The sequence below is a fragment of the Brevibacillus sp. FSL K6-6036 genome, from assembly GCF_037964015.1.
GTDB classification, from domain to species: Bacteria; Bacillota; Bacilli; order Brevibacillales; family Brevibacillaceae; genus Brevibacillus; species Brevibacillus borstelensis.
In genome coordinates this window covers 4,812,229-4,823,864 of the sequence record NZ_CP150173.1, presented here as the reverse complement: position 1 = coordinate 4,823,864, position 11,636 = coordinate 4,812,229, and the positions used below count along the sequence as shown (strand labels likewise).

The following is an 11,636-nucleotide window of genomic DNA, read 5'->3' as shown; positions in this document are numbered from 1 at the left end:
ATCAATAGCCCATGGCAGCCCCTTCGCCGCGCGGGTCTGCACCGCCAAACTTGATGTTGCTTTTCGGATCGATCAGAATGGCACCGGATTGACCCATCGCATCGGTATAAGCGGCTTCCAGCTTCTCAACCGGATGACCGCGTTTTACCAGCTCGTCGAGGACTTCCTGCGGAATGCGGCTCTCTACCTTCAGATTGTTGGAGGAGGAGCCCCAGTTGCGGCCATGCAGCCATCTCGGTGCTTCAATCGCGTCTTGAACCGTGAATCCGAAGTCGATAATGCGCGTGACGAGAGCGGCTTGTGTCTGCGGCTGCCCCTCACCGCCCTGTGTACCGTACAGCAGGTAAGGCTTGTTGTCTTTCAAGAGCATAGCCGGGTTGATCGTGTGGAAGGTGCGCTTGCCTGGCTCCAGGTGGTTGATATGATTCGGGTCCAGAGAGAAGTAGCTTCCACGGTTTTGCAAGAGAACACCAGTGTCCTTCGCGACGACGCCCGAGCCCCAATCGAAGTAGTGGCTCTGGATCATGGAAACGGCATTGCCGTACTTGTCGACTACACCGAGCCAGGTAGTGTCGCCCTTGGGATCGAGCGGTTCTACGGTTTTGGCAGCCTGCTTCATGTCAATCCGGGCAGCAAGGTCTTTGCCGTGCTGCTTGGACAGCAGCTCGTCTACCGGAATGTCAACAAACTCAGGGTCTGTCAGCCATTTGTCGCGGTCGGCAAACGCTTGCTTCGTCGCTTCCACGATAGCGTGGTAGTAATCCGGCGTGCCTTCGCCCATGCTCTTCAGGTCAATGTTGTTCAATATGTTCAGAATCGACAATGAGGCCATGCCTTGAGAGTTGGGCGGTACGTTGTAGGCTTGGTATCCGCGATAGTCGACGGTGATCGGATCAGCCCAGGTGGACGTGTGCTTTTCAAAGTCTTTCAGAGTCAGCAAACCGCCGTTTGCCTGCATGTCTTTTACGATTTTTTCGGCGATCTCGCCTTTGTAAAAACCGTCTGCGCCTTTTTTGGCGATCACTTTCAACGTTTTCGCCAGATCCTCCTGCTTGAGGATTTCGCCGGCCTGGTACGGCTCGCCGTTCGCTTTCAGGTAGGTCTTGCGGAACCCTTCAAAGCGCTGCAGATTTTTCAGATCGTTGTCTGTCGGATCGATCGCGTATTTGGTCCAGTACACTTGGTTGGGAGAGACCGGATAGCCTTTTTCCGCATATCCAATCGCCGGCTCCAACAGTCTGTCCCATTTCAGCTTGCTATCTCCAGCCAATTCCTTGTGTGCGTAGTTGTACGCTTCCCACCAACCGGAAACGACACCAGGGACCGTGTTGGCGGACTCGTACCCGCGGGAAGGAATTTTTTCGTAGCCTTTCTTTTTGTAATATTCGATCGTTGCCTTTTCACCAGCTCGACCGCTTCCGTTCAGCGCTCTTACTTCTTTCGTCTTTGCATTGTAGATCAGCCAGAAGTTGTCGCCGCCAATCGACGTGTAGTGCGGGTAAACAACGGCGAGCGTAGACGCGGCGGCAATCGCGGCATCGACTGCGTTTCCGCCCTCCTCGAGTGTTTTGAGAGCTGCGGCTGTAGCCAGGTAGTGAGGAGCCGTAACCATGCCGTTTGGCGACATTGTTGTGGGGCGATTTGCCGCCTCCACTGCGGCAGTTGTGAAGCTGGACAGACCGATCGTCGCGGTCAGCGCTAAAACAGAGAGTTTCTTCCAGATTGACTTTTTCACTTTCCATCCTCCTTGTTGTGTACGGTCGAAGCATGAAAGGTTGAACGGTTCGGGTCAAAATCGATTGGCATCACCTCCTTTGCATAACAACACAAAAAGACCAATGACATAGGATCATTGGTCTTTGGTCCTACATCAATACTTCGGCAGCTGGCTGGCTTGTCCATTTGCTGGAGGTAGCCCCTGTAGCTTTGCGTCGCCGGATTTCCCCGGGTTTGCCATTATCGATATCAATGTGAAATAAGATAGTGAACGCAATTTGTGAAACTTAGTACATATGAAAAATTGTACATATGGGAAAAGATTCGTAAGATTGAATCTGATTCCATAGATGCAAAAAATATCTATCCATTACCTATATTCGGTAATATTGGACTAGTACTTTAGTGAAAAATTTATTTATTTTTTTCAAACAGATGCATATCCGTCTTCCGTTTCTCTTTCTTACTCCGAAACGGCTAAGATCTGCTGGCTAAGCTGTTGAAGGTTGCGAGCAAAGAGGCTGGGATAGCTCCAGGAGGCATATGGTTCGGGTATGGGGATTGCTTCGATGGCTTCGGGTGTGGAGCCGTTCTCGGCCAGATGCTTGGCTTGGTCCCACAAAGCTTCCAAATAGTGAAGACAGCTATCCACAGTTTGATGGTCTCCGACCGGGCCGTGGCCGCCGACTGCTGCCGAAATGGGCAGGTCTTTCCAAGCCTTCAAAACGGAGACCCAGTGGGAAAGATTTCCTGTCTGCATACTGGGATGATTTTGCACAAAAAGCAGGTCGCCGGCCAGAAGAACGCGGTCTTCGGGCAGGTACAGGACAGAGTCGCATGTGCTGTGTCCGTTTCCTTTGGCGGTCAGTACGGCAGTTCGCTTCGAGCCGTGGAGCGTGACAGAATCAGAAAATGTCAGGGAGGCAGGGGTCGCGGAGAACGTAGGCAGTGCAGCGTCAAGGGCGAGAATGTCTCCGAGGTCGGTGCGAAGCTCCTTTTGCTTTTCCGGATCTGATTCGGCTTCCAAAGATTGGCGAACCTTGTCAGGGTATTCGGGGTGCTGCTTTGCGAATTGGACGAGGCTTGTACAACGCTCGAGCATGAGATTTTTGGTGGTTTCTGTGGAGAGGATAATGGCATCGGAAAAGACTTGGTTGCCGCCCACATGGTCAAAGTGGAAATGGGAATTGATAACCAACGATACAGGGCGTCCAAGCAATTGCTCGGCTGCTTCTCGCAGTGCAAGCCCTGCCTTGGGCGTGTACATGGTGTCAAAAACGACCGTCCGATCGCCCAGATCGACGATGGCGGCATTGCCCATGGCTCCTGTGCCTGCTTTGATAACGGCGGCAAAAACACCTTCCACAATTTCTGCCAATGTAAAAAAGGAGGATTGTGTATTGATTTTTTCAAGCACACTCACAACAGATCACCCCAATCATAAAATATGTTTCTGCCTGTAGGATAAAATGGGAATCTTTTGGAAACAACTTCAATTTATATACATCGTGTGAACACCCACGGGGGCTCTCCTGCTTATGATAGTAAAAACCCTCTGAAGGGCGGTTTGTAAAAGCGCCTGGTCCAGAGAAGGTGATTCTTGCTACAAGCCGGTTGGCCAAGGGGTGACTGATAACGATGATGCATCGGCCCAACATCAGAAGCCAGGCGAATTTGTTGAACTATCGCCGGGGAATCAGTATTATGGAATGTAAAGGTGAAGGGAAAGGTTGAATTTCTGTGGAAAATAAATCGGCATCATCATCCAACTTTATCCGCAACATTGTCCTGGAAGACCTGCGAGAGGGCCGAGTCGGGGAAATCGTTACCCGCTTTCCTCCGGAGCCAAACGGGTATTTGCACATCGGACATGCCAAAGCGATTTGCCTTAATTTTGAACTGGCAAAGGAATTCAATGGCAGAGCCAATCTTCGTTTTGACGACACCAACCCGGTGAAAGAAGACACGGAGTACGTAGAAGCGATCAAGGAAGACGTACAATGGCTTGGCTTTGAGTGGGACGGACTGTTCTTTGCATCGGATTATTTTGAGGAAATGTACAATCGCGCCGTTCTGTTGATAAAAAAAGGACTGGCTTACGTATGTGATCTGTCCCCGGAAGAAATCCGCCAAACCAGAGGGACCTTGACGGAGCCGGGTACAAACAGCCCTTACCGCGACCGGTCGGTGGAAGAAAACCTGGATTTGTTCCAGCGGATGCGCAACGGCGAGTTTAAGGACGGCGAAAAGGTGTTGCGCGCCAAAATCGACATGAGCTCCCCCAATATCAACCTGCGTGACCCGATTTTGTACCGGATTTCGCATGCTACCCACCACAACACGGGAGACAAATGGTGCATCTACCCGATGTATGATTATGCACACCCGCTGGAGGACGCTATCGAGGGCGTAACCCACTCTCTCTGTTCGCTTGAGTTCGAGGATCATCGCCCGCTGTACGACTGGGTTGTCCGCGAATGTGAAATGGAAAACGTGCCGAGACAATACGAATTTGCCCGGTTGAACCTGACCAATACGGTAATGAGCAAACGGAAGCTGAAACAGTTGGTCGACGAACAGGTAGTAGACGGATGGGATGATCCGCGCATGCCTACCATTTCGGGACTTCGCCGCCGCGGCTTTACTCCTGAGTCCATCCGTACATTTGCCCGGGAAATCGGTGTGGCCAGAAGCAACAGCACCGTGGATGAAAAAATGCTGGAGCACTTCATCCGCGAGGACCTGAAGCTGAAAGCGCCGCGGACGATGGCTGTACTGCGCCCGCTGAAAGTGGTCATCACCAATTATCCGGAAGACCAGGTCGAGCTGCTGGATGCGGAGATCAACCCGGAAAATCCGGAAATGGGAACCAGACAAATTCCATTCTCCCGCGAAATCTACATTGAGCAGGACGACTTCATGGAGAACCCGCCGAGCAAGTATTTCCGCCTGTTCCCGGGAAATGAAGTACGGCTCAAGCACGCGTACTTCATCAAGTGCACGGACGTGATCAAGGATGAGCAAGGCAATGTCGTCGAAATCCACTGTACGTATGACCCTGAAACGAAGAGCGGCAGCGGCTTTACCGGTCGCAAAGTAAAAGGAACGATCCACTGGGTAGACGCCAAGCATGCGCTCCCTGCGGAGTTCCGCCTGTATGAACCGCTGATTTTGGATGATCAGGAGGAAGGAACCACGTTCCTTGACAATATCAATCCAAACTCTTTGGAGATCGTGAACGGATACGTGGAGCCTAACATGAAAGAGACCAAGCCCCACGACAAATACCAATTCTTCCGTCACGGATACTTTAATGTCGACCCGAAATATACGACAGAAGACAAGCTGGTGTTCAACCGGATTGTTTCCTTGAAGAGCTCGTTTGAACTGCCGAAGCAGCAGGGATAACAGAGAATGCAAAGCAGAAAGCTGTTGAAGTCTCATTGAGGCGTTCAACAGCTTTTTTTATTGGCTACATAGGATTAGGAACGTGGCTGCAGTGAGAGAAGCATATTTCCAGGATGCGCTCCGGTCTGCGTCCGCAAGGGAGCCGAGACTGTCCGCTCTACAACGATTCGCGGGGGAGCGTAAAAGCAGCAGCCGTTCCGAAGCCCAATCAGAGTTACGCTCCTGATTCCCGCGATTTCGTTGTTCCGCTGGGCTGGACTCCGCTAGTCGCTCCGCCTGGAAATATGCTTCTCTGTCGTCGCGGGTTCTTTCGGGTATCTCGGGGAGAAAACAAAAGCTGTAGAGATGAAACAGGAGAAAAACGCGAAGGTCTTTGGGACACATACCCAGGCTTCGTTCCAAAAGTGGAACACGCTTTTAGCGTCCAACCTCTGAGAGGCTTCTGCGAACGGGCTGCTTTTGGACGCGGTTCCACTTTTGGAACGAAGCCGGCCAGGATTACCCACGGCAAGTGTCCCACCGAACCTGGAGCGTTTTTCTCCTGTTTCATCTCCTCCTCCCAAAGCCCGAGCAACGCTCATTCTAAAAAACTACTATCGCTACCCTCGGTATCCATCTGACGTTCTTATCAAAATGGCCCTAGCAGATTAAAGAAGATTTGCTGTACCCAAGTCCATCTATAAACCTGTTCAAGCCATTGCGAGAGTCAGCGCGGAGGGGTAAACTAGCATCATGATCATGTAAACCGTTTTCATAGATAAAGGAGGTTACTAGAGATGGGAACGTCTCTCTTTCGGCGAAAGTGGACGACTGTCGACTTTGTCCTGATCGTCGTCACGGCGGCCTTGTACGCGGTCGCCTTGATTATGCTCGCTAACATCAAATTAGCTCCATCCGTACCGCTTCGACCGGCGAATGCGCTGCAGCCTGTTTTCGGCATTTTGTTTGGCATTCCCGGCTGCCTGGGTCTAGCATTTGGAAACGTGGCCAGCGATCTGCTGACGGGAGGCACACCGCCGCATGCAGTCATCGTCGGCTTCATCGGCAACTTTTTAGGAGGATTGATCGGATATTTGGCTGTGAGTCATCCGGCCTTGAAAACAGGGCGCAGCATCTTGCAATATTACATATTTGTTGTATTGATTGCCTCTGCAGTGGTGGCCTGCTCGATTTTGATCAATGTGGCGCTTGGCTTTACGCCGATGGCCATCGCAACCTTGTTTATTCCGACCGTCTTTTTGAATCAGGCAGTATCGACGGCAATACTGGGGCCAGTTCTGCTAAAGCTGCTGTATCCGTTTGTGAAGCGGGCAGGCTTGTACCGGGGACGAGCACACGGCAATGGACTGCTTTCCATTGAAGAAGGCGGGCTTCGTCCGTGACCGGTCAGCCGCTGCTCCGTTTGGAGAACGTTCGTTGGCAGTACGAGGATAGCGCCAAGCATGCGCTATCCGACATCAATCTTTCCCTCTATCCGGGCGAAGTGGTGGGAATCGTCGGCCCCTCTGCCGCGGGCAAAACAACGCTTCTTTTGGCTTTGGCCGGGCTGGTACCGCGCAATTATTCCGGGCAGTTTTCCGGCGAACGCCGGGTCACCGGGGAGTTGGGCATCGTCTTTCAAGACCCGGAGACACAGTTTATCGGCCTTACGGTAGAGGAAGAGATCGCCTTTAGTTTGGAAAACAGCGGGCAAGCGGATGAGGAAATCGAGCAGCGGATTGGTGAAGTCCTCAAGCTGGTCGGTCTGGAAGGCTTTGCTCTCCGCTCTCCCTTTGAATTATCCGGAGGAGAGAAGCAACGGGTGGCCATCGCTTCGGCATTGGCCCATCAACCCCGAATCTTGCTTTTGGATGAGCCTACCTCCGAGCTGGACCCAAAAGGAGCTAGGGAAGTGTTTCAACTGCTTTCACAGCTAAAGCGGGAGCAGGAAATCACGATAGTCGTCTCTTCCCACGCGACAGAGGAATTGGCTCAATTTTGCGATCGCATTTTGCTCTTGGCGGACGGGCGGATTGAACTCGATTTGCCCGTACGTCCGTTTTTTGGCAAGGTGGAGGAGCTTGAGAAGCACGGAATTCTCGTCCCCGATGTCATACAGTTGTATTTGCAGATGTGCCGGACAGGCGTCATCACCGCGAACAAATACGGGGTGCCGCTCCATGTGGATGAGTTGGCCGAGTGGTACCGCGAAGCTCGCATAAGCGGCAGGAGGGATGAGACATGAGCAGCTTGATCCGTTTTGAGAACGTCTCATTTGGCTATGAAGCTGACAAGCAGGTGCTCAAGGATGTTTCCCTGAACGTGGATCGAGGCGAACTCATCGCCATTATCGGCGGAAATGGCTCCGGGAAAACGACGCTGGCCAAGCATTGCAACGGTCTGTACAAACCGACGAGCGGGACAGTCACAGTAAAAGGAAGAGATACGCGTGAACAATCGGTTGCTGAGCTGTCTCGCACCGTGACGTACTGCTACCAAAATCCTGATCATCAGATTTTTCAATCAACCATTTTCGAAGAAGTCGCTTTCGGGCCGAAAAACCTGGGGCTGCCGCAGACTGAGATAGAACAGCGCGTCACAGAAGCTCTGGCTGCTGTGGGACTTGAGCAGATGCGCTCAGCCGAGCCGTATTTTTCGAGCAAAGGGACCCGGCAAAAGATTGCGGTGGCCTCTATTTTGGCGATGAAGCCGGAGGCGATCGTGCTGGATGAGCCGACGACAGGGCTGGACTACCGCGGCGTGCGGGATATCATGGCGCTGTTGCGAAAGCTGCACCAGGCCGGCCATACGATCATCGTCGTGACCCATGACATGAAGCTGGTGGCAGAATACGCCTTGCGCGTGCTGGTCATGCATCAGGGGAGGCTGCTGTGCGACGGGACGCCACAAGAGGTTTTTGCCCGACAGGAAGTGCTGATGAAAGCCCAGGTGGAGGCCCCTGCAGTTTATCGTTTCGGCGTTGCCGCAGGCTGGAGCGAGCCTGTACCGCTCACACTGGAGCAGGCTAAGGTGCGGGTGACAGAGGAGAGAATGCTGCATGAAACACGCTCATCCTAGTTTTGTACTGCTGTCGTTTATCTTGCTGGGGACGTTGCCGTTTCTGTTTCAAGACCCGCGATTTCTCGCAGTCGTTTTGTTGATCAATGCCTTGTTGATCGCCAAGCTGGGGTGGAGCCGATCGATGTTGAAGGGCTACCTGTTGATCGGGGGAATCGGGGCCGTGTTTGCGGCGATCACGTGGCTGCCGTTTACCAGCATCGGCCATCCGTATTGGAGCAGCAGGATCCCTTTGGTCAATTATCCGATCCAAGTGACGGACGTAGGTGTCCTGTGGGCATTAGGCATGGGACTAAGGCTGGCAAACGTGGCTCTGCTGTCGATGTATTACCTGTTTTCAACCAGTCCCCGGGAAATGGCGATGGGACTGAAGGGGATCGGTGTTCCATTTTCCGTCAGTTATTTGCTCTCGCTGATTTTTCGTTTTATCCCTCTCGTCAAGCATGACCTTGTCACGATCCGGGAAGCCCAGATGGTGCGGGGCCTGCAGCTCAGTGAAGGAAGCATTCCGGAGAGGATGCGAAAGTATGGCTTCGTTCTGGTTCCGCTCATTTTCAGCTCGCTCAAGCGCGTGCAGTTGATCGCCAATGCGCTGGACGCGAAAGGGTTCCGGATGAGAAATCGCCAGCATCGCTTTTACCGAATGCCCAAATGGAAATCCAAAGAGCTCGTCGTACTGGCTTGCGGTTTTGTTGTCGTTGCCGTATTGCTTTACTTCGCCCGCATTCATCCTGAACATTTGGGCGTGTTGATACCCGGGAGGATTTGATTTGCACAAAATGCGGAAGTGCCGGGTTTGAAACATTACGGAAGGTAGGGGAATCATGGCCGGACAACAAAGAAAGCAGCTGGTGAAAAACGGACTTGTTCTGGCGTATACGGTCGCAGGGAGACCAGAGGCTCCTGCTCTTCTGCTGCTTCATGCGATTCGCAACACCAGTCGATTATTTGACCACATCCTTCCGGAGCTGGCGAAGCGTTGCCGGGTGATTGCGGTTGATCTGCGCGGACACGGAGAGTCGGTCAAAGAGGGGCCCTATACATTTGAACAGCTGGCTGAGGATATCCGTACCCTGCTGGATACGGAGGAAGTGGAACAAGCGGCCATCGTTGCCGCCTCTTTCTCGGCGGTCCCGGCACAAATGTTTGCGGCAGCCTTCCCGGAACGAGTCACACACTTGATTTTGCTGGACGGCGGCTTCTATAGCCTGCGAGAGATGCCCGGCTTTGACAGAGCGTCCACAGTAGACAGACTGGCAGAAACCCGCTTTCCTTCGATAGCTGCAGCGAGGGAGTCCTATATCGCCCGTTATGGAAAGGGCGGCATTCCGTCGTCCTTGCCGGAGAGCGAGCTGGAGCAAAAGGAAGACGGCGCTTATGGCTACAGGCTGCCGCGGGAAGCGTTTGACGGCTACTTTCGGGCATATGCCGCATTTGACAAGGAAGCCTTGTTTGCCTCGCTGAAATGCCCGGTATTGCTGCTGCTCGCAGACGAGATGACGCTGTCCGACGGGGAGCAGCAGCGTTTTTTTCAGAGGGCAGCAGCCGAATACAGACAAAAGGTTCCGCGTGCTGTATGCGAAAAAATTCCCCATGCACAGCATTTGCTCATGCTTACCCACCCGCGAGAGACGGTGGAGAGAATCATATCGTTTGTCCACTAGAAAAGGGACAGGCTGACTGGGTTGCCAGATCAGCCTGTCCCTTTTGCATGTGTACGACCGGAACGCATAGCAATAAAGGCTGATCGCGCCGGAGCACATAGCGAAGCTGGAGTTCTTGGGGCGCGATGCCGTCCCCGATAGCTTGACGAAGCCGAGCTTCTTTCACAAGCCGCCCTTACGGCTGTTTGGAACCGGAGCGGAACAGGAGAGCCAGGTCATCCCCGATATTGGCGCTTTCTTTTCCCGGCCTTGTCGCTTGCTTGATCCGATCCATGGCGGCTATCGCTTGCGGGTTGGTGACAGTCCGGATCTCTACGCCCCCGCCGTAAATGCGTTCGATTTGATCCTTGGCTTTGGACAGCGTTTGTGCTTGAGCGCTTGCGCCCATCGTACCGATTTTGTCCGTCGGCCGCGAAGGTCCGCGGTAGGAGCTTCCTTCATAGGGGCTTAGCAGGTGGTTTTGTGTCTCGTCCATAGAGTTGGTGGAAAGGGTTTTTCCGTCTGCCGGAGCGAGGAAGACGCAGTCATGAACGACCAGAACATTGACTCCGTTGACTCCCGCAGCGGCCAGACGAGCCTCCAGATTCGACGAAGGTCCGCCGTCGTTTAAGCCGGAGCTGCCCATCATGCTGTAGGTGGCTGTCCCCATGCCGCTGTTTGTTGCTCCGTACTGATTGGTGGTCAGCTTCTTGTCGCGGTCAACACTGGGAATGACAGTCGTGTGGTCGTGTCCGGGAGCAGCCTGCTGATGCATGGACTGGGTTTGCGCTCCCTGGTTCGCTGCTCCTTGGTTTTGCCCTCCTTGATTCGGTGTCGCCTGGTTTGTACACGCAGTCAAAAGGCAAATGACACCGATCCCGCTGATCATTTTTCGTATCCGCATCCAAAATCCCTCCAGATTAGTGTTTGCCAGCTACCCGATATGATTTGCCGATTATTGCCTATTTATTGATGTCCGCAGTTGGAAATTTTTTTGGAGAAAATGGTTATTTTGCCGAAGAATTGCACACATAAAAGATATACATTCAGGAGGTGGTAGCTTTGGCACAGACAAACGAAGGACAAGAGCAAGCCGTTTCAAGAAGGAAATTCTTGAAAAACTCCGGTTTGGTTCTGGGCGGTCTGGTAGTAGGCGGCGTTGCGGGCAGCTTGCTCAGGACACAGGCCCCGCCCCCACCTGCGGCAGCTCCTGCACCGGCCGACTTCAATCAGGCTCTGATGTATTTTTCACCGGAGCAATTCCGGGTGGTTGATGCGGCGACAGAGAGGATTTTCCCTGAGGATGAGAACGGCCCCGGAGCCAGAACCCTTGGTGCAGCTTATTTTATCGACCACCAACTGGCAGGGGATTGGGGATTCAATGCCCGCGATTATATGCAAGGCCCTTTTTATCCCGGTGAAGCTACCCAAGGATATCAAGGCCGGCTCAGAAGGCGGGAAATTTTTGATATCGGGATTCAGGAAATGAACAACTACAGTACAACGAAATACGGGAAGCGTTTCTACGAATTGGAGGCAGATCAGCAAGATGCTGTATTAAAAGCCTTTGAAGCGGACGAAGTGAAGTTGACCACCATCTCTGCCAGCGGCTTCTTCAAGATGCTGCGTGCCAGCACGATGGAGGGCGTCTACGCTGATCCGCTTTACGGCGGCAACAAAAACATGGACGGCTGGAGGCTGAAAAATTACCCGGGGAACCAGATGGCTTATACCCAGGTAATCGAGCAAGACCAATTTGTCAAAATGGAACCAAAAAGCTTGCGTGACCATCAGCACGGATAAGAGGGGGAT

The 11,636-nt window shown here is 52.9% G+C and carries 10 protein-coding genes and 1 riboswitch; of the genes, 7 read left to right on the top strand and 3 right to left on the bottom strand.

Annotated elements, in window-relative coordinates; all coding sequences use genetic code 11:
- Window position 1: 1 nt before the first annotated feature.
- Both ggt and NST37_RS23590 read right to left on the bottom strand, forming a co-directional pair.
- Window positions 2-1,627 (bottom strand): gamma-glutamyltransferase, encoded by a 1,626-nt coding sequence (gene ggt, locus NST37_RS23595; protein WP_227277540.1) that lies wholly within the window; start codon window positions 1,625-1,627, stop codon window positions 2-4.
- A gap of 250 nt (window positions 1,628-1,877) precedes the next feature.
- A riboswitch (cyclic di-GMP riboswitch) is annotated at window positions 1,878-1,965 on the bottom strand.
- A gap of 214 nt (window positions 1,966-2,179) precedes the next feature.
- Window positions 2,180-3,139 carry an MBL fold metallo-hydrolase gene (locus tag NST37_RS23590; RefSeq protein WP_003388536.1) on the bottom strand — a complete coding sequence of 320 codons (960 nt, stop codon included), beginning with the start codon at window positions 3,137-3,139 and terminating at the stop codon, window positions 2,180-2,182.
- 317 nt (window positions 3,140-3,456) lie between these two features.
- On the opposite strand from NST37_RS23590, the gene NST37_RS23585 reads away from it, so the two are divergent.
- From NST37_RS23585 to NST37_RS23560, 6 genes are all read left to right on the top strand, one after another.
- The gene (locus NST37_RS23585; protein ID WP_003388535.1) at window positions 3,457-5,124 is read left to right on the top strand and encodes a glutamine--tRNA ligase/YqeY domain fusion protein; all 1,668 of its coding nucleotides are present in this window, start codon (window positions 3,457-3,459) and stop codon (window positions 5,122-5,124) included.
- A gap of 776 nt (window positions 5,125-5,900) precedes the next feature.
- A complete protein-coding gene (locus NST37_RS23580; protein WP_024983717.1) occupies window positions 5,901-6,506 on the top strand; it encodes a QueT transporter family protein in 606 nt (201 codons plus the stop codon).
- Window positions 6,503-7,348 carry an ATP-binding cassette domain-containing protein gene (locus NST37_RS23575; RefSeq protein ID WP_311067959.1) on the top strand — a complete coding sequence of 282 codons (846 nt, stop codon included), beginning with the start codon at window positions 6,503-6,505 and terminating at the stop codon, window positions 7,346-7,348. The genes NST37_RS23580 and NST37_RS23575 overlap by 4 nt, the downstream gene beginning before the upstream one ends.
- On the top strand, window positions 7,345-8,181 hold the full coding sequence (locus tag NST37_RS23570) for an energy-coupling factor ABC transporter ATP-binding protein (RefSeq protein ID WP_003388531.1): 837 nt from the start codon (window positions 7,345-7,347) through the stop codon (window positions 8,179-8,181). The genes NST37_RS23575 and NST37_RS23570 overlap by 4 nt, the downstream gene beginning before the upstream one ends.
- Window positions 8,162-8,950: an energy-coupling factor transporter transmembrane component T gene (locus NST37_RS23565; RefSeq protein ID WP_243014096.1), complete on the top strand. Its 789-nt coding sequence runs from the start codon at window positions 8,162-8,164 to the stop codon at window positions 8,948-8,950. The genes NST37_RS23570 and NST37_RS23565 overlap by 20 nt, the downstream gene beginning before the upstream one ends.
- Before the next feature lie 55 nt (window positions 8,951-9,005).
- Window positions 9,006-9,845 (top strand): alpha/beta hydrolase, encoded by an 840-nt coding sequence (locus tag NST37_RS23560; protein WP_003388529.1) that lies wholly within the window; start codon window positions 9,006-9,008, stop codon window positions 9,843-9,845.
- Window positions 9,846-10,020: 175 nt separating this feature from the next.
- Here NST37_RS23560 and NST37_RS23555 read toward each other — a convergent pair whose 3' ends face one another.
- Complete coding sequence (locus NST37_RS23555) at window positions 10,021-10,728, bottom strand: hypothetical protein (protein WP_024983719.1); 708 nt, start codon at window positions 10,726-10,728, stop codon at window positions 10,021-10,023.
- A 158-nt stretch (window positions 10,729-10,886) separates the two neighbouring features.
- Here NST37_RS23555 and NST37_RS23550 point away from each other — a divergent pair, with 158 nt between their 5' ends.
- Complete coding sequence (locus NST37_RS23550; protein ID WP_003388527.1) at window positions 10,887-11,627, top strand: gluconate 2-dehydrogenase subunit 3 family protein; 741 nt, start codon at window positions 10,887-10,889, stop codon at window positions 11,625-11,627.
- The last annotated feature ends 9 nt before the right edge of the window (window positions 11,628-11,636 follow it).